This window comes from Mucilaginibacter terrenus (assembly GCF_003432065.1).
GTDB classification, from domain to species: Bacteria; Bacteroidota; Bacteroidia; order Sphingobacteriales; family Sphingobacteriaceae; genus Mucilaginibacter; species Mucilaginibacter terrenus.
In genome coordinates this window covers 319,310-336,921 of record NZ_QWDE01000001.1, presented here as the reverse complement: position 1 = coordinate 336,921, position 17,612 = coordinate 319,310, and the positions used below count along the sequence as shown (strand labels likewise).

The 17,612-nt window shown below is 44.5% G+C and carries 16 protein-coding genes; 7 read left to right on the top strand and 9 right to left on the bottom strand.

Translation table 11 applies throughout. The features are described from left to right. Genes DYU05_RS01380 through DYU05_RS01370 form a run of 3 tightly spaced genes read left to right on the top strand, consistent with a single transcriptional unit; the run spans position 1 to position 3,928 of the window. A complete protein-coding gene (locus DYU05_RS01380) occupies positions 1-687 on the top strand; it encodes an ABC transporter ATP-binding protein (protein ID WP_117381196.1) in 687 nt (228 codons plus the stop codon). Positions 688-691: 4 nt separating this feature from the next. After that, complete coding sequence (locus DYU05_RS01375) at positions 692-3,244, top strand: ABC transporter permease (protein ID WP_205771762.1); 2,553 nt, start codon at positions 692-694, stop codon at positions 3,242-3,244. A 9-nt stretch (positions 3,245-3,253) separates the two neighbouring features. Then, positions 3,254-3,928 carry an arylesterase gene (locus DYU05_RS01370; protein ID WP_117381195.1) on the top strand — a complete coding sequence of 225 codons (675 nt, stop codon included), beginning with the start codon at positions 3,254-3,256 and terminating at the stop codon, positions 3,926-3,928. 95 nt (positions 3,929-4,023) lie between these two features. Here the strand turns inward: DYU05_RS01370 and fucP are convergent, their stop codons facing one another. Both fucP and DYU05_RS01360 read right to left on the bottom strand, forming a co-directional pair. Continuing rightward, the gene (gene fucP, locus DYU05_RS01365; protein ID WP_117381194.1) at positions 4,024-5,304 is read right to left on the bottom strand and encodes an L-fucose:H+ symporter permease; all 1,281 of its coding nucleotides are present in this window, start codon (positions 5,302-5,304) and stop codon (positions 4,024-4,026) included. Between the two features lie 40 nt (positions 5,305-5,344). Next, the gene (locus tag DYU05_RS01360) at positions 5,345-6,502 is read right to left on the bottom strand and encodes a glycoside hydrolase family 172 protein (protein ID WP_117382909.1); all 1,158 of its coding nucleotides are present in this window, start codon (positions 6,500-6,502) and stop codon (positions 5,345-5,347) included. A gap of 54 nt (positions 6,503-6,556) precedes the next feature. On the opposite strand from DYU05_RS01360, the gene DYU05_RS01355 reads away from it, so the two are divergent. After that, entirely contained in the window at positions 6,557-7,933 is a 1,377-nt protein-coding gene (locus DYU05_RS01355; RefSeq protein ID WP_235853931.1) for a DEAD/DEAH box helicase, read from the top strand. On the opposite strand, the gene DYU05_RS01350 is transcribed toward DYU05_RS01355, so the two are convergent. The 5 genes from DYU05_RS01350 to DYU05_RS01330 form a co-directional block, all read right to left on the bottom strand. Then, entirely contained in the window at positions 7,930-8,166 is a 237-nt protein-coding gene (locus DYU05_RS01350; RefSeq protein WP_117381193.1) for a VF530 family protein, read from the bottom strand. The two genes, DYU05_RS01355 and DYU05_RS01350, sit on opposite strands and share 4 nt — an antisense overlap. 5 nt (positions 8,167-8,171) lie before the next feature. Continuing rightward, positions 8,172-8,831, bottom strand: coding sequence for a beta/alpha barrel domain-containing protein (locus tag DYU05_RS01345; RefSeq protein WP_117381192.1), 660 nt, complete (start codon positions 8,829-8,831; stop codon positions 8,172-8,174). An 11-nt stretch (positions 8,832-8,842) separates the two neighbouring features. Continuing rightward, positions 8,843-10,252: a glucuronate isomerase gene (gene uxaC, locus DYU05_RS01340; protein WP_117382907.1), complete on the bottom strand. Its 1,410-nt coding sequence runs from the start codon at positions 10,250-10,252 to the stop codon at positions 8,843-8,845. Between the two features lie 256 nt (positions 10,253-10,508). Continuing rightward, the gene (locus DYU05_RS01335) at positions 10,509-10,982 is read right to left on the bottom strand and encodes a DUF4920 domain-containing protein (RefSeq protein WP_117381191.1); all 474 of its coding nucleotides are present in this window, start codon (positions 10,980-10,982) and stop codon (positions 10,509-10,511) included. 64 nt (positions 10,983-11,046) lie between these two features. Then, a complete protein-coding gene (locus DYU05_RS01330) occupies positions 11,047-12,723 on the bottom strand; it encodes a S41 family peptidase (protein WP_165851974.1) in 1,677 nt (558 codons plus the stop codon). A gap of 156 nt (positions 12,724-12,879) precedes the next feature. On the opposite strand from DYU05_RS01330, the gene DYU05_RS01325 reads away from it, so the two are divergent. Together DYU05_RS01325 and DYU05_RS01320 are read left to right on the top strand one after the other, a co-directional pair. Beyond that, complete coding sequence (locus DYU05_RS01325) at positions 12,880-13,950, top strand: sensor histidine kinase (RefSeq protein ID WP_117381189.1); 1,071 nt, start codon at positions 12,880-12,882, stop codon at positions 13,948-13,950. A 3-nt stretch (positions 13,951-13,953) separates the two neighbouring features. Beyond that, the gene (locus tag DYU05_RS01320; RefSeq protein ID WP_117381188.1) at positions 13,954-14,655 is read left to right on the top strand and encodes a LytR/AlgR family response regulator transcription factor; all 702 of its coding nucleotides are present in this window, start codon (positions 13,954-13,956) and stop codon (positions 14,653-14,655) included. Positions 14,656-14,665: 10 nt separating this feature from the next. Here DYU05_RS01320 and DYU05_RS01315 read toward each other — a convergent pair whose 3' ends face one another. After that, positions 14,666-15,274, bottom strand: a complete 609-nt coding sequence (locus tag DYU05_RS01315) for an alpha-ketoglutarate-dependent dioxygenase AlkB family protein (RefSeq protein WP_117381187.1) — start codon at positions 15,272-15,274, stop codon at positions 14,666-14,668. 218 nt (positions 15,275-15,492) lie between these two features. Here DYU05_RS01315 and DYU05_RS01310 point away from each other — a divergent pair, with 218 nt between their 5' ends. Beyond that, positions 15,493-16,371 carry an alpha/beta fold hydrolase gene (locus DYU05_RS01310; protein WP_117381186.1) on the top strand — a complete coding sequence of 293 codons (879 nt, stop codon included), beginning with the start codon at positions 15,493-15,495 and terminating at the stop codon, positions 16,369-16,371. On the opposite strand, the gene DYU05_RS01305 is transcribed toward DYU05_RS01310, so the two are convergent. Next, the gene (locus tag DYU05_RS01305; RefSeq protein ID WP_117381185.1) at positions 16,368-17,606 is read right to left on the bottom strand and encodes a sensor histidine kinase; all 1,239 of its coding nucleotides are present in this window, start codon (positions 17,604-17,606) and stop codon (positions 16,368-16,370) included. The genes DYU05_RS01310 and DYU05_RS01305 overlap by 4 nt on opposite strands. Positions 17,607-17,612: the final 6 nt, after the last annotated feature.

The following is a 17,612-nucleotide window of genomic DNA, read 5'->3' as shown; positions in this document are numbered from 1 at the left end:
TTGGAAACAATATTAAATATATCGGCCGTAAGTAAAACTTATAAGAGTGCTGGGCGCAGTTTAACTGTTCTCGATAATGTAAATTTCGCTATTGCTACAGGTTCTACCAACGCTATCGTAGGCCCGTCAGGTAGTGGCAAAACAACTCTGCTTGGCCTTTGCGCCGGGTTAGATAGTGCAAGCAGTGGAATAGTAGAACTAAGCGGTGTAAATCTTACCGGTTTAAGTGAAGACAAGCGTGCACAGGTGCGCAATCAGCACGTTGGCTTCATCTTTCAAAACTTTCAGCTACTACCTACCCTGACTGCTTTAGAAAACGTAATGGTTCCCCTTGAGCTTCGTGGAGAACGAAACATTAAAGCACGATCTTTAGAGCTGCTGGACAAAGTAGGCCTTGCTGATCGGGGACACCACTACCCTGCCCAACTATCCGGAGGTGAGCAACAGAGGGTTTCGTTAGCCAGGGCTTTCTCAAATTCGCCGAAAATTTTGTTTGCTGATGAACCTACTGGCAACCTTGATGCTGAGACCAGCGAAAGGGTTGTAAAGCTGATATTCGACCTGAACCGGGAAGCCGGTACTACACTGGTGCTGGTAACACATGACCCCGAACTGGCTGCTAAAACCCAACGAATTTTGCGGATAAAAGGCGGAAAGCTGGTGTCTGACGATAAAACAGGTAACTAAGTCGATGGAAAACTTAAACTATAATCGTGGGATTAACTTCGGCTGGCTGTTTAAAATGGCATGGCGGGACAGCCGGCGTAATCGCGCGCGATTACTGCTGTTTATCTCTTCTATAATATTTGGTATAGCTGCGTTAGTGGCTATATACTCGTTTAAATACAACATTCAAAATGATGTAGATGAGCAAGCCGCTACCTTAATTGGTGCCGATCTTACGGTAAACGGCAACAAGCAACCAGACAAAACACTCCAGAAGTTTTTAGACTCGTTAAGCGGCGACCGTTCTGAGGAACGTGCCTTTGTATCCATGGTCTACTTTCCACGCACTAATGGCACCAGGCTTACACAGGTTAAAGCTCTGCAAGGCAATTTTCCTTATTATGGCTCACTGGAGACCATGCCGGTAAGTGCCGGTAAGTCCTTCAAAACAGGACAATATGCGCTTGTGGATAAGACGCTTATGCTGCAGTTTAACGTAAAAGTGAATGATACGGTACGTATTGGCAATGCTGCGTTTGTAATTGCAGGTGCACTGGACAAAGCACCCGGACAAACTGGTATCTCATCGGGTGTGGCTCCGGTGGTTTACATACCCATGCAATATATGCAGCAGACCGGATTGATGCAAAAAGGAAGCCGTATAAACTACAGCTACTACTTTAAGGTACCAGCCGGTACTAATATGGACAAGCTTAGCAAGCGCATAGAGGCTGTAACTGAAAAAGCAGACTTTAACTACGACACTATAGCCACTCGGAAAGAAAATACGGGGAGATCCTTTGGTGACCTGTCCCGCTTTCTTTCACTTGTTGGATTCATAGCCTTGCTTTTGGGCTGTGTTGGGGTAGCGAGCGCTATAAACATTTATATCCGCGAGAAGATTGCCTCAATCGCTATCATGCGCTGCATGGGAGTAAAATCGTCAGAAGCATTCCTAATCTACCTTATCCAAATATTAGGTATTGGGCTAATTGGTTCGATAGCCGGTGCTTTACTTGGATCTGCGATCCAGCGTTTATTGCCAATGGTATTAAAGGACTTTTTACCTGTTGAAATTTCAACCAACATATCCTGGTTGGCTGTTGGGGAGGGAATTGGTTTGGGAGTAGTAATATCAATACTATTTGCTTTATTACCGCTCATCAATATCCGTAACATCTCGCCGTTGAATACGCTCAGGATGTCTTTTGATGAGGTAATAACCCGGCGCGATCCCTTGCGCTGGCTGGTGTATCTGTTGGTATTGCTTTTTGTCGTAGCATTCTCCTACTTGCAACTGAACGACTGGATGGGTGCGGTTGTGTTCACCATTAGCATAGTCATCGCCTTTCTCATTCTTAATGCAATTGCATGGCTGCTTATCCGTTTTACCAGGCTACTGGTAATGAATTCATGGAGCTACATTTGGCGGCAAGGTTTTGCAAACCTTTACAGGCCTAACAATCAAACCATCATCCTTACGGTTTCTATCGGTTTAAGTACAGCTTTTATATGCACGTTGTTCCTTATCCAGCAGTTGCTTATCAGCCAGGTTTCGCTGTCTTCAAGCGGCAATCAAAGCAATATGATCTTGTTTGATATCCAAACCAGCCAGAAAGAAGCAATAGCTGAGCTTACAAAAAAAGAAGGTCTACCTGTATTGTCGCAGGTACCGATTATAACGATGCGGCTGGATAAAGTAAATGGGCATACAGTTGCGGAAGCTAAAAAAGACAGCAATCTGCATATATCACCGCGCGCATTTTCTTACGAGTATCGCGTCACCTATCGCGATTCGTTAACATCATCTGAACAGGTGACCAGCGGCGAGTTTATAGGAAAGGCCGAGCGGGGAAAAGACATTCCGGTATCCGCTGAAGAACGTTTTGCTAAGCGCATCAACGTAAAAGTAGGCGACAAACTAGTGTTTAATGTACAAGGTGTACAGATGCCTGCATATGTAAGCAGCATACGTAAAGTAAACTGGAATAAGATATCCACCAATTTCCAGGTAGTGTTTCCTGCCGGTGCCCTGGAAGATGCGCCTCAATTTAATGTGTTGCTTACCCATGTTCCGTCTGAAAAAGTTTCTGCGAAATATCAGCAAGCAGTGGTTCAGCGCTTTCCAAACATCTCCATGATTGATCTCGGCTTGGTGCTTACTGTTCTGGACGAGTTGCTGGACAAAATAGGCTATGTAATTAAGTTTATGAGCGGGTTCAGCATCATTACGGGCATCATCGTGCTAATATCATCTGTTCGCATCAGTAAGTACCAACGCATACAGGAAAGCGTTTTGTTGAGAACGCTGGGTGCAAGTCGAAGACAGATATTCTCTATAACCGCATTGGAGTATTTATTTTTGGGTGCTTTATCAGCATTGACAGGAGTAATTATCGCAATAGCATCAAGTTGGCTGTTAGCAAGGTATAGTTTTGATATGCCGTATAAAGTTAATTTCATGCCCGTGGCAATCATATTCTCCGCAATAACGTTATTAACGGTAATCATCGGGCTGCTTAATAGTCGTGGTATATTAAACAAGCCACCTTTAGAAATACTGCGTGCAAACGCCTAATACGTAAACATGAAATCCAGCCTTAAAATAGGGATACTTACCTGCTTAACCGTTGTTCTTGCTGCGTGCAATAGTAACACAAAGTCCTCCGAATCGGACACCACTAAGACCACCTCAGCCGTGTCGGCTCCTAAGAAAACTATACTAGTATTCGGCGATAGTCTTACTGCCGGTTACGGGCTTGATGATGTATCTGAAGCTTACCCGGGGGTTCTTCAAACCAAACTTGATTCTGCAAAGCTGCCCTATCATATAGTAAACAGCGGAGTAAGCGGAGAAACATCTGCAGGAGGGCTGGGAAGAATAGATTGGATATTGAAGCAGCCGGTAGACATATTTGTGCTAGAACTTGGCGCTAATGATGGCTTGCGTGGTTTACCTGTAAGCAGTACACAGTCCAATCTGCAAACCATTATCGACAAAGTAAAAACCAAGTATCCAAAAGCCAAGTTAATGCTGTTGGGCATGCAGGTACCACCAAACATGGGCGGTACTTACGTTAACGACTTTAAGGATATGTTCCCAAATCTTGCCAAAAAGAACAACATAACACTTGTACCATTTCTGTTGCAAGGCGTAGGTGGTGTAAAGAGTTTAAACCAAGCAGATGGCATACACCCTACTGCTGAAGGCGCTAAAATACTCGCCAATAACGTTTGGGCGGAGCTCAAAGGATTGTTATAGCGGAACGGCTTACAACGTTGTTCCTTAAACAAAACGCGCAAATTACTTCTTGCGCATTTTGTATGTAATCATTTTTGATCTTGTTTAGTTCTCCATTAGTGTCCGGCAACTACATTAACCTTCTTAACTTTAAGGTTGTTTAGTGCAAACAACAGGATAGCCGCAAAGCTTATACCGGGAACCAGGTAAGCAACCTGGATGTTGAACATGTCGGACACCCGGCCCATTATTGGCGGTAGTATAGCGCCACCCACAATACCCATTATTACCAGCGACGAACCCAGCTTTGTTTTATTGCCAAGGTTACGGATGCTCAACGAGAAAATTGTTGGGAACATGATAGACATAAAGAACCATACCGCCATTAACGTATATACAGCCTCCCTGCCATGCAGGTTTACGGCAAGCAGAATCAGGATAACATTTATTACCGCGTAAGTAAGCAGCAACTTTACAGGATTGAAAAACCGCATAAGGAACGTACCCACAAAGCGCCCGATCATGAAGCCTAAAAATGCCAGCGGAAGATAAATGGTAGAGGCATCTTTCTCGGGTATTAAAGCTACTTTTTCGCTAAAACGTATAAAAAAGCTGCTTACACAAGCCTGGCCACCTACATAAAAGAATTCGGCCAATACGCCTGTCATTAATTGCTTGTTCTTTAACAACTCTGCTATCCGGCTACCAAGCGGCCGACGTTCGTCGCCAAGTTCGTCTGCATTTTCGTCTGTCACCGCAGGAAAAGCGGTACGCCAAACAAGCACAGCAACAATAAACACCACTATACTTATTACAATGAAGGGTATTTGTACCGATGACGCTTCCTTATCCAGGTAAGCACCCAATTCCTGTGATGACATGGCCTTTTCTTCGGCCGCGGTAAGTGTTTTACCTGACAAAATAAACAGACCACCTAAGAGCGGACTTACCGTAGCTGCAAGGCCGTTAAAAGATTGAGCAAAGTTTATGCGTTGGGTGGCGCTTGCCGGGTCGCCAATAAGGGTAATCAACGGATTCGCGGCAGTCTCCAGGAAAGCCATTCCGGAGAATACCACAAATAATGCCCCAAGAAAAAAACTATACTCCCTTACAGCTGCTGCCGGGTAAAACAACAAGGCCCCAACCGAAAACAGCAAGAGCCCTAACACAATTCCCCCTTTATAGCTGTACTTTTTCATGAACAACGCTGCTGGAATAGGCATCAGGAAATAAGCAATATAGGATGCAGAATCAATTAATGAAGATTGAAAATCGGTAAGCTGACAAGCCTTTTTTAAATGCGGTATCAGTATAGGGTTAAGGTTCAACGCAAAGCCCCATAAAAAGAATAGCGAAGTGATAAGCGCAACTGCAGCAAGGTTGTTATTTTTAGACATAATCAGATCTAATCGGTAATTTGGTGGGGTCAATATAATACTAATTCACTTCCAATTCATCCTTAGCCGGCAATTTTGGAAACGGGCCATGCTGCCCCGTTTGGTACCAAAACACAACGGAAGCTATGTCGTCCTGTAAAGGCAAATACCTGCCTCCGCTGCGCCATCCTAACGCCTGTAAGGTAACTTTAAGGTTCTTTTCAAATCGTATCGGATCAGCAATATGCCAGCGGTACATGCCAAAGCGCTGGCCAACATTGTAATGCCCATCTCCACGTATTACCTGGTGCAATCCAGTATACGGTCCGCTAAACTCGGTATAGTCGGTGTATTCACTTCCATCAGGCCGCTTCTTTCGTGAATCGAAATTGTATGAACCACAGAAGTAGTCCTCGGTGCCGGTGCCTATTATGGTAGGGTATTTAGTATCGCCATCCATAAAAAATTTTATTTCGCCTTCTCCCCACCAGCCGTTTTTGTTTGATCCATAAGCTAGGTAAGTGCCTACATACTGGCCCTTGCCCCTGATGCTGTCTACTAAAACATAGTCTTTTTTGTAAGGCAACGGGTTTATACGCCTGAATTGCGCATGAAAATAACCTGCGTCATCGGGCACCTTGGTCAACGTATAATCTACCTGGTAGTATAGCACCATATCTTCATCATCAATATTCTCCATTGTTATCCGGCACTTTTTCCTAAATGGCATCGGCCAGTAACAGTTGAAAGCACTGCCGGGATTTACCACTACCGCCAACGAGGTAAGCGGCGAATACTTTCCCCAGCCCATACAAAAGAAATCGCCCACAGGTGCTTCTACTGATGGCGTTGTTTCATCATCCCAGTAAAAGCGAATTATCGAATAACGCCAGTTACCTGTAGGTGTCATCCAGATGTGTTGTATAGCGCCTGAGCCATCAATTTCTGCAACGGTGTAAGTAGTGTGTTTTTTGATGATTACGGAAGGGCTCACTTTCCATGTCTGCCCCAGATCACGGGAGGCGGCTGCACCTGTGCCGGTGGTTGCCATGCCGCCCTTTCCTTTTTCGCCTTTGAAGTTTTCGGGGCTGATGGATCTGCTCACCGCATCAGATGTCCGGAAGATGTTGCCCATGCTGCTGCTCAAACCATCGTATTGCTGTGCTGCAGCCCCCAAGCCCAGCAATGCAAAAATTGCTGTAAAAAGGTGTTTTTTCATAATGTAGGTATAATGGTTTATAAAGTTAAAAGTAAACATTTTACATGCTAACGTATGTCGACAAAGCTCATTTCGGGGCAGGTAACTAAATGTGTATCTTTGCCGCCTTATATTTTAAGTATGGTGTGGTCAGATAAGCTACGGCTGAACAAGCAATTAATTCGATCTGTTAAGGAAGTTGGCTACACCAGCCCTACCGAACTACAGTTAAAAACAATTAACCGCATCATAGGCGGCCAAGACTTAATTGCCATAGCACCGGAAGGATGCGGCAAGACGACTACTATTGTGCTTGGCGCGTTAAACCGCTTTAGTTATAAACCCGATGGTGTGCCGCAAGTGCTGATACTGGTGCCAGATCAGGAGGCGGTTTTCGCAATGATCGCCCATTTTGATCTGCTTAATAAGAACTCCGCCATACGTATAGTCGGCCTTCACACAGGAGGGGGTGTAGACCAACAAATGGACGACCTTGCTGAAGGTGCAGATATTGTAATTGCCTCACCTGAAAGGGCCAGAGCTATTTATTTAAAGTTAGGATTGAACCTGAACAAGGTCACTCTATTTATTATAGATGATGCGCATGAGATAGTAAAACTTGGCTTACAGCTGCCCGTTACAGAGCTATCTAACAGCATTGATAAGTGCCAGCGCCTTGTGTTCAGCGAAGTGATGCATGACAAGCTGGAACGAATGATAATGCCGTTTATGAATACTCCGGCAGAGATTGAAGTGGATGGATCATTTGACCAGAAAATACCAACTTATCAGCAGCTGTTGTATCATGTACCTAACTTCGGCACAAAGTTAAACCTGCTTACATTGTTTATGCAAGACGATGAACTGTTTACTAAAACAGTGGTATTTGCCAATACAAAACAAACTGCTGAAAAGATTTACCAGCAACTACAAAACCGGCAACGTACAACAGTGATGCTGCTTGCTCCGGCCGCGTTCGAACTAAAACAAGTAAGCGCAATAAGCGAGTTTACAGAGGATGAAAGCGCCCGTGTACTCATAATTGCGAATGAAAACGAACAGGAAACTGACCTGACCAACATACCTTTCATCATCCATTTTGACCTACCTGCAGACAAAGACACGTTTATCAAACATGTAACTAAGGCAACCGACAGCAACGACGATGATACTGTAGCAATAACTTTTGCTACTGACATTGAATTGAACCAGGTTCGTAAGATTGAGCAGGCAACAGGGCAGAAAATGGAAGCCGGTGAGCTGCCCGAAGATTTGGTAATAGAGAAGGACCACAAGCAAAAAGAAGCTGAAAAGGAAAAGAAACCTGTGCGTGTAGACCCCAATAAACACGTTCCCGGAGAAGCCTTTCACACAAAGAAGCCTGAGAACGCCAAAACATTCAATTTCAGTTCAGGGGAAAAAGCTAAGATGAACAAGAAGCGTAAGCACTAGGCTTTATCGGCAGGCATTTTTTGGTGGAACTCTATATAAAGCTCTTCCACTTTCTTGCGTGCCCAAGGCGTTTTGCGCAGGAACTTGAGGCTGGAGTTTATACTTGGATTATCCAGAAAACAGTTTATCCGGATACGATAACCAAGCTCCGGCCAATCAAAATAGTTCACCAAAGCCGTTAATATAGCTTCCAGGGTTTTACCGTGGAGTGGGTCTTTTGAGGTTTGCTGCATTGTCTTTATTTACTTAGCTGTACCAGTTCCAGCGCTTTGGTTGTATCAGCATATAACTTGTCGTAAAGTCGCTCATCCAAAACCTTTTTACTAATAAGTTTACTTCCCAACCCTACAGCGCACACACCAGAACGGAACCATGCCGATATGTTATCTGCCTCCAGTTCTACCCCGCCGGTAGGTACAAACAGCTGCCCTGGAAACAACTCCCGTATAGAAGAGACAAATGCCGGCCCCAGGATATTAGCAGGGAAAAGCTTTATCAGCATGGCCTTATACTGCTGCGCCACATGTATTTCCGACGGTGTCATACAACCAGGAATATACAACAGCTTGTAGCTTGAAGCCACCTGAGCAACCTCGCTATCAATAATAGGTGATACTATGAAATCTGCTCCTGCATCAACAAACGCCTCTGCTTCCAGTCCGGTTTTAATGGTACCAATGCCCAGGTACATACCTGGCATATCTGCAGCAACAGCTTGTTTGATGATACGAAAGTTAGCTAATGCCTCTTTGCCCCTGTTTGTGTATTCCAGCGCCCTCACCCCGGCTTTATACAGTGTACGGGTGATTTCGAGGCTCACAGAAGCATCTTCGTAGAAAAACAGCGGTAAGATACCCTGCGAAAGTATAGTGTCTAATACAGCTTCTTTATCAACCATTTGAGCAATTGTTATTTTTTGTCAAAATCAAAGTAGTTCTTGGCATTGTAGTAGCAAATGTCTTGTACAATTTTGCCGGTCCATTCGAGGTCATTAGGCAACTCGCCATTCTCAATGTCGTCACCAAATAAGTTGCAAAGTATCCTGCGGAAATATTCGTGCCGGGGGAAAGACATAAAACTGCGCGAATCTGTTAGCATACCCACCAGACGGCTAAGTAGCCCCATATTAGACAAGGCATTCATCTGCCTGATCATGCCATCTTTCTGATCAAGGAACCACCAAGCCGAACCCCACTGTATCTTACCAGCAACCGAGCCATCATTAAAGTTGCCGGCCATTGTGGCCATCAGCTCATTATCAGCAGGGTTAAGATTATAGAGAATGGTTTTAGCCAGTTTATCTTCACTGTCAAGCTTATCCAGAAACTTTGACAGGCTTTTTCCCTGATGAAAATCACCTATAGAGTCGCGACCCGTGTCAGGACCAGACTGCCTGAAGCCGCGCGAGCTATTGTTGCGTAAAGCGCCAATATGGTACTGCTGCACCCACCCTTTCTCATGGTCCCAAACGGCAAACTGGTACAGCATGGCCGATTTAAATTTCACACTCTCCTGTACTGTTATTGGCTGATTGGAGCGTATCTTACCAAAAATCTCCGACACTTCCTTCTCTGTGTAATCCTCAGCATATATCTGATCTATGCCATGATCAGACACACAGCAGCCCTGTCCTGCAAAGTAGGTGTGGCGTTTTTTTAGAGCAGACAGGTAGCTATACCAGTCAGGTATCTCACTATCAACTACTTTCTCTACTTGATTGATGTAATTGTTCAATGCAGAAAGGCTATCGGTGTTCATGGCCTTATCAGGCCGGAATGCTGGCAACACCTTAACGCCAAAGTTGTCCTGACGTATTTTCTGGTGATATTCAAGGCTGTCCAATGGGTCATCAGTGGTGCAGATAACCTCGACATTGTTCCTGACTATCAGGCTTCTAACTCTATATTCTTTACTGCGGAGCTTCTCGGTACAATCGTTATAAATATCATCAGCAGTAGCAGGCATCAACCTTGATTTTATGCCGAAATACCGCTGTAATTCCAGATGTGTCCAGTGATATAATGGATTACGAAGGGTGTAAGGTACCGTTGCCGCCCATTGATCAAACTTCTCTTTATCGCTTTTACCACCAGTTATATAGCTCTCATCCACGCCGTTAGCCCGCATTGCCCGCCATTTGTAATGATCTCCGTGCAACCATATAGCAGTTAAATTATCGAAATTGATATCTCCGGCTATCTCATTTGGGGGCAGATGGCAGTGATAATCAATAATAGGCAGATGGGACGCATAGTCGTGATAAAGACGCTTTGCAGTCTCTGTTTGCAGTAAAAAATCCTCGTCGAGAAAGGTTTTCATGGTAGTAATATCCGGAGTTTTCAATTATAGGTTTATTCTGCCAAATAGCCTAAAACTTTTAACGAAAACGTTTCCGTTGATTTCGCCACTCTCTGCACCGAGGCCGGAGGTGCAGAACCCGTTAAAAACTTCCATAACTGGTATGTTTCCATGAACCAAAATCTGCAGAAACCGCATTTTTTACTACAGCAATTTTAAAATAAAAAAAGCTGCTCCAAAATCCGGAACAGCTTTTAAAAAATTCTTTTTAGGGCTATTATTTTACCACAAGAACACCGTCTGCCATAATGGAAATGTCCTTCTTAGGCTCGGTGATCTGAGCAATCTCGGCCTGGCTTTTACCGGCGTCTTTAGCGTAGTGCACCAGGCGCTCCACTGATGTCTCCTTAACTTTGGCTTTACCTTCAACTACTACCGTTTTTCCAACAATGTTCTGTGGCATAAAGTAGGCGTAGTCTGTAAACTGCACCATTATGGTTTTACCATTATCCTGGGCGAGTTTCATAAAGCAACCTTTCTTTTTACAAACTTCAACTACTGTTCCTGTCACTTTGCCGTTGTATACAGAGTCAGTACTCAGGCTCGTTTTCAGGCTTTCGGTGCTGATAGCGTTATCGGCAGTTACAGTTTTGCCGTAGGTTACACCTTCGGCAGCAGGGGTGATAGCTGTTTGTGCAAAGGCGATAGCTGAAAAGCACAGTGTCAAAATAAGCAGGGTTAAGCGTTTCATCTCTGAATTAAATAGGTTTACAAATTGGGGCTTACACAAAAGTAATATTAATAGTCTAAAAACATTAATTCTTGAGCGCTTCTTTATAAGCCTGCTGCAGCAAGTAGTCCTCAGCTGAACAGATCTTCGCCGGGGTAAGTTTTACCTCCCTGTCCAGCTTTACGCCTTTTCCTTCTTCAAAGCTTCTGTTAAGTCCAACCACTTTAACTGCTGTGTACGAGCCCTGTATACCTCCGGGCATATCTATCCTGATCATGTTACCAGTTGTACCTGCGGTTTGCCTGCCCATGATAATTGTATTAGGCCGCATGCGCAGTTCCAGCGCGACACTTTCTGCCAGGCTTTGCGTATGCTCGTTCACCAGCACCACCAGCTTGCCTTTGTATAAAGGCAGATTTAGCGTATCGGGCTCAGCAGGTAGTTGCTGCATATTGGCTTTGAATACCCCCGGATACTCCAGCACACCCTCATAGTCGATCTCTGCCCTGCCCCTGTTTGCCATAATGCCAGGGAACATAGCTTGTACGATCTTGAATGACGGATAGTCGCGCATTTCCCAAATTACTCCTCTAGCATCCTTTATAGCCTCGTACATGTTTTTAAGGTTCTTTGTATCGGCTATTTCACATATCCGCACGTAAAATATACCATTCCCCATATCCTCCCACAACTTCGCGCGATGGCGTAAACGGTATTGGTACAATTCTCCATAGCTGTACATTTTGGCCTTACTTTCAATCACTTGCCCATTCCTGCTTAAAGTAACATTTACAGTCCTGGATGAATCGAACCGGAACAGGTTACGGCCAAGGTCACGATGGAAAACAGCGTTATTGGTTCCAGTGGTATAAGATTTTATTTGCCGCTCGCGCTCTGCCACTGGTGTACCATTTACGGCAAGTATCTCATCGCCTATTTTGAAATTGTTAGCCTTCATCAGCGAATCGTACCTGCTGTAGCCAATTATATATTTCCCGCCAGCATAGTAGGTATCAAACGGCATGTTCAAGAAGTCGCCATGTTTGGCGTTCCATTCTTTATTCAAAAACCAACTGTGGCTGTCACGAATGCGGCAGGTAAGTTTCAGGAACGCTTCCCGGTATTGGTCAGCATCGGCAGCATTCACGAACTGCGGTACAAAATCAGCCAGCACCTTATCCCAATCAGGGGTATTAACTGCTTTGTGCGGATAAAAGTAATTCACAATATTCCAAAAACGTGCTAACGCCAAAAAGCGATGCGCCTCATCCGGGTAGTCGGGTTTCTCCATCATGTCCTCATTATGGAAGATATGATCATAGGTATAGCCACCCTCTTTATTGTTAATGTATTTGCTGGAATCAGGCAGGTGGTAACGGTATAAATTCAACAACTCTCTCTTTAAATCTTTGGCAATATTAAGCTTGTTGATGTCATGTTCGGAAAACACCCTGATAATTGAATCACCTTTTGGCTGAGTCTCACTGGTACTAACTTTTGCTTTAGGTAAACCCTTGTACCAGCTGATTAATAATTTGTTAAATTCTTCATCAGACTTTAGTTTCGTTATAGTTAAATAGCGTTTTGTGAGTTCCACGTCCCAATCCGGGTGTCCTTTGGCTGCTTCCGGGTGATAATATTTCAAAAATCCCCAAACACGGGCGAAGGTGGCCAACCTGCTGGTTTGTTCCCTGGTTTGAGCCACTGCATTCAAAGCAATAAGACTCATTAAGACGATAGTGGTAACGGTGCGCATTTTCATGCAGCAAACTTCCGTCATCTCCCCTACTCACAGGAATTTAATTAGATGAACATGCCTTGTGGACTGCCGAACCAAGGATATTGAAATTCACCGTGCAAAAACGGGTGTTCGTCTAAAAACAACTACCTTCAAAACCTGCAAACCTTACATTTGGCTATGCGCTTTTCTTTTTCATCGCTCAACTATAAACAAAAAAGCCTGGTTGCCGAGGCATGTTACCTGTTCTTCCTTGGAGTGCTTAGTCCGTTTGCTGTTGGCAGCCAAATATTCACCCAGGCATCTTACACCTGGAGCCTGGTGCTGCTCAACATCTTTAGCCTTGCAGCTGTTATATTGTTCTACCGCGTGTATCTGCCGCAAACCATGGGCAAACGCCGTTATGTACTGTTGGTGGTATTATTCCCGGTTTACATTGTGGTGTATGAACTAATTGCCCGCCTTTCCGCCGTAATCCTTCTCAGGCTACCTTTTGTACCTGAGGGATATAAGAACAACGTACGTATGGGCCGTCCGGAGGACTTCTCCAGCATCTTTGCCTATCAAACGTTTGGCTATACCTGCCTGGTGCTCGCAGCTGCAACCTCCATTTATATGATAAGGATGTTATTTAAACAGCAGCATAGCTTGTATGAGGCCCAAACAGACAAGTTAAGACTGGAGCTGGACCACCTTAAATCGCAGGTGCAGCCGCATTTCTTTTTTAATACCCTGAATAACCTATATGCGTTGAGCGTGCAGAACTCACCTAAAACGCCCGGCATCATCGCCGATCTGAGCAGCATCATGCGTTATGTACTTTACAACAGCCAGCAGGAGAAAGTACATCTGCAGCAGGAGATCGGTTTTATACAAAGCTACATTCAACTGGAGAATGTGCGTCACGATAACCCCGAAGCCATTGAGTTTTTGGTACAGGGCAATACCGGCGCTACCGAGATAGAGCCACTGCTGTTTTTACCACTTATTGAGAACGCCTTTAAGCATTCACTGCAGAAAAATCTCACAAGTAAATGGGTGAAACTAGCGCTGGTGGTTGATGATGATGAGTTAACTTTCCAAACCAGCAACCCTGTACCGGAAAATACCTTAAGCTCCGTGCCTGAAGGGGGTATCGGCTTAAAGAATGTTAGCAAGCGGCTGGAGCTGCTTTATCCCGGCAAGCACCAGCTCATTGTGCACGATGCGGATTGCGTTTTTACCGTAACTTTAACCATTCAACTAAAATAATTCATGACCAACTGTATTGTTGTTGATGACGAGCCCCTGGCCAGGCAGTTGCTGGAAGGCTACATAAACCAAACACCTGGCTTAAACTGCATCGCCGTTTGCCAAAGCGCGGTGGAGGCATTCGCGGTATTGCATCAACAAAAAGTAGACCTCATGTTCCTGGATATTCAAATGCCCGGGATAACCGGCGTGAGCTTTTTACGGTCGCTAAAAAATGCCCCGCGGGTAATTTTCACCACCGCTTATACCGTCTATGCTGTTGAAGCATTCGAGTTAGAAGCAACAGATTACCTGCAAAAACCCATCACCTTTGAACGTTTTATGAAAGCGGTACAAAAAGTTTGGGCCATAAAAGATGATAGCAGCGCATCCTCTGTTACCGTTAGTGAGGAAAATCCTTTTATTTTTTTGAAGGTAGACCGCCGCCTGGTTAAAGTAGACCATGCAGACATTGTTTATGTAGAGGGATATGGCGATTACCTGAAGGTTCATACCAAAAGCCAAACCCACATCACCTACATGACTTTTGGTAAGCTGGAGCAACTGCTGCCTGGCACAAAATTCATCCGTATACACCGCAGCGTAATGGTAAACGCGGCATACATAGAATTTGCCGAAGGTAATTACCTGCGCGTGAACGGGCACGATTTGCCAATTGGCAGCTCATACCGCGACAAGGTTTTTCAGAAGCTGAACTTAGAATAGTACGTACTCTCTAACCTATAACTCTAAACGTAAGGTTTATTCGCTCCTTTAAGGCCTTGGTTGATTTGGGTACCTGGTGCTGCCAATTGTGCTGCAGGTCGCCTTTCATGATCAGCAGCGAGCCATTCTCCAGGTCTATAGAGTACTTTTCTTTATGATTGAGCTTGTGCCGCACCTCAAACCTGCGTATTTGGCCAAAGCTTACAGAAGCGATAACCGGGTTTATACCCAGTTCAGGTTCATCATCAGCATGCCAGGCAACCGAGTCGTTACCGTTGCGGTAGAGGTTTAGTAAAACGCTGTTGAATGTAATTCCACAAGCGGCATCTACACGATCCTTTATCAGCAGCAGTTCCGGTGTCCATGGGTGCGGGTCGAACCGCTTGCCCGAAAACGCGTAAGTTTTGTTATTGTCGCCATACCAAGCGGTAAGCCTCGGGGTGTTCAATAACTTGCCATACATTTGGATGGTTTCCTGCTTCCAATTGATGTTGCTGTGGAACGCAGTTATATACCCGGCGCTTTCTTCCCTACTGAAGAAACTAGGACGGTAATCCATCAGGTCAGTTGGCAGCTTGGGGCTTTGTCCGCCACCATCAAAAAAGCTCAGTTGTTCCATTGTGGTAATAACGGCATTTACGAAAAAAGTGTTCTGACCAGCATAGTTGTCTGAACTCGAATTAAGAGAATTGGTAGATTTTAAGAATTCTGATCATTTTTCACTTCTATTTCAGCAATCAACAACCTACATACCTCTTGTTAAATAATGTTAATACAATTCGATAGTCTTGCCACTAGTTTATAAAAGTTGTTAATTGCAGAGCCAAACCCATCGTTATGAAGAAATTCCACATCCTGCCAATTATAGTAGCTGTCGGCATTACAGCGGCATGCAATCAGCCAAAATCAACACACCAGAGTGCCAATGCTACCAAAGTTGATGTAAAGAACAACAACGTTGAAATTGCTTATACAGATACAGGCACCGGTGATACCACGCTGCTATTTGTACATGGCTGGGCAATAAACAAGGGCTACTTCACCGATCAGGTCAAGCACTTTGCAGGGCGTTACCGGGTTGTTACCATGGATATGCCAGGCTTTGGCAAATCGGGCAAGAACAGGGATAAATGGAATACCAAAACTTACGCTACAGATGTTAATGCGCTGATAGATCAGCTTAAGCTAAAGAACGTAGTGCTGGCGGGCCACTCCATGGCAGGCGACATTGTTTTACAGGCCGCGATCAACCAGCCGGACAAAGTAATTGCTATTATAGGGATAGATAACTTTAAAGGTATTGGATGGGTACTAACTGAAAAAGACAGGAAAGAAGTTGCCGATGCAGTTGCAGAAATGAGCAAACACTACACATCATTTGCTACTATGTACTTTAACGATTACCTGTTTTCTAAAACGACAAGTAGAGCTATAAAGGACCGTATATTGTACGATGTAGCCCACACCGATTCTGTTATTGCAACAAAAGCCATGGCAGAAGGCAACGGCGAAAACCACGAGGTTGAAAATCTGCGGAAGTATAACAAGAAGCTTTACCTTATTAACAGCGATTACCAACCTACAGATACCACTACTATAATAGCTAAAAAGATACCTTACAAATTAATGAACATACATGGCGCCGGGCATTTCCCGATGGTAGAAGCGCCGGAGGATTTTAATAAAGCAATGGATGTTATTTTAAAGGAGATCTAGTAATATCCTTCGTCATCAAGTTCCACATTCTTTTTAACGGTAAACTCAAAAGTAGTACCCGAGCCAATTCTTGACTCTACGCGAATGGTGCCCTTCATCTTTTCTATGAGCGCCTTTACATTGTAAAGGCCAATGCCGGTCCCACGCTTATTAAAGCGGTCGATAACGTTTAGCGTAACTTCCTTGTGAAAGATACGCTCCAGGTTCTTTTCTGCTATACCCATGCCATTGTCACTAACCTTAAAATGGTAGTAATCGCCATCTTCCCTAAACTGGATATTAATCAATCCTTCTTCCTTATCATTATACCTAATGGCATTGCTGATAAGGTTCATAAATATCTGCTCCAGTGCTATTGCCGAACAGGTTAATACGTGGTCGTTGGTAGGCAGGTTAATCTTCATCCCGTAAGGAATCTCTACCATGGCTATCACCGTTTTCAACAACGGATTAAGTTCTACTACAACACGGTTCGTAAGCAAGGTAGATGGAGCGGATGAATAGGTCAGGATTTCATCTACCAATGTAAGTAGTCTTTTAGTAGAAGATATATTAAGCTCAGTAAGGTTTTTGCTTTTATCGTCGCTGCTCTTACTTAAACGCATTTGCAACGCCTGCGACGTGAGCAAGATGCTGCTCAGCGGGCTTTTAAGATCGTGAGCTGCCGAGCTGGCAAATTTCTGTATAAAAGAATTACTCTCAACAAGCGTTTGATTGGCGCGCTCCAGGCGGGCCAGCTTACGCCTCAACTCCATCTGGGTTATTACCTGCTTGGCCAGTATTTTCAGTGACTTTATCTGCCTTGGGGTTAAATCTTTTCGTTGCTTATCTATAACACATAACGATCCAAGTGCATATCCATCCTCATTCACCAGCGGCACACCTGCATAGAATACGATGCTCGGATCACCGGTAACCAGCGGGTTAGATGAAAAACGCTCATCCTCGCGGGCGTCAGGCACCACCATTATCTCGCTTGCACCCGCAATAGTGTGCGAACAAAAGGCGTATTCTCTCGGTGTTTCACGTGCGGTAAGCCCTATCATCGATTTAAACCATTGGCGTTTATCGTCAATCAGGCTGATGAGCGCTATGGGAGTTTGGCAAATTTCTGAGGCGAGATGCGTAAGCTCATCAAAATCGTTCTCAGGCATGGTGTCGAGTACGTCGTAGCTATCCAGCGCATCCAAACGCGCATCTTCGTCCTCAGGTATTGGGTAGGGTAATTTATGCAAGTCAAT

Excerpts from the sequence above, each read along its gene's own strand:
- DYU05_RS01315 (WP_117381187.1), bottom strand. The coding sequence starts at position 15,274 with ATGGAACAACTGAGCTTTTTTGATGGTGGCGGACAAAGCCCCAAGCTG.
- DYU05_RS01310 (WP_117381186.1), top strand. The coding sequence starts at position 15,493 with ATGAAGAAATTCCACATCCTGCCAATTATAGTAGCTGTCGGCATTACA.
- DYU05_RS01355 (WP_235853931.1), top strand. The coding sequence starts at position 6,557 with ATGTCGACAAAGCTCATTTCGGGGCAGGTAACTAAATGTGTATCTTTG.
- DYU05_RS01335 (WP_117381191.1), bottom strand. The coding sequence starts at position 10,982 with ATGAAACGCTTAACCCTGCTTATTTTGACACTGTGCTTTTCAGCTATC.
- DYU05_RS01350 (WP_117381193.1), bottom strand. The coding sequence starts at position 8,166 with ATGCAGCAAACCTCAAAAGACCCACTCCACGGTAAAACCCTGGAAGCT.
- DYU05_RS01370 (WP_117381195.1), top strand. The coding sequence starts at position 3,254 with ATGAAATCCAGCCTTAAAATAGGGATACTTACCTGCTTAACCGTTGTT.
- DYU05_RS01320 (WP_117381188.1), top strand. The coding sequence starts at position 13,954 with ATGACCAACTGTATTGTTGTTGATGACGAGCCCCTGGCCAGGCAGTTG.
- DYU05_RS01375 (WP_205771762.1), top strand. The coding sequence starts at position 692 with ATGGAAAACTTAAACTATAATCGTGGGATTAACTTCGGCTGGCTGTTT.
- DYU05_RS01345 (WP_117381192.1), bottom strand. The coding sequence starts at position 8,831 with ATGGTTGATAAAGAAGCTGTATTAGACACTATACTTTCGCAGGGTATC.
- DYU05_RS01360 (WP_117382909.1), bottom strand. The coding sequence starts at position 6,502 with ATGAAAAAACACCTTTTTACAGCAATTTTTGCATTGCTGGGCTTGGGG.
- DYU05_RS01325 (WP_117381189.1), top strand. The coding sequence starts at position 12,880 with ATGCGCTTTTCTTTTTCATCGCTCAACTATAAACAAAAAAGCCTGGTT.
- DYU05_RS01330 (WP_165851974.1), bottom strand. The coding sequence starts at position 12,723 with ATGAAAATGCGCACCGTTACCACTATCGTCTTAATGAGTCTTATTGCT.
- uxaC (WP_117382907.1), bottom strand. The coding sequence starts at position 10,252 with ATGAAAACCTTTCTCGACGAGGATTTTTTACTGCAAACAGAGACTGCA.
- fucP (WP_117381194.1), bottom strand. The coding sequence starts at position 5,304 with ATGTCTAAAAATAACAACCTTGCTGCAGTTGCGCTTATCACTTCGCTA.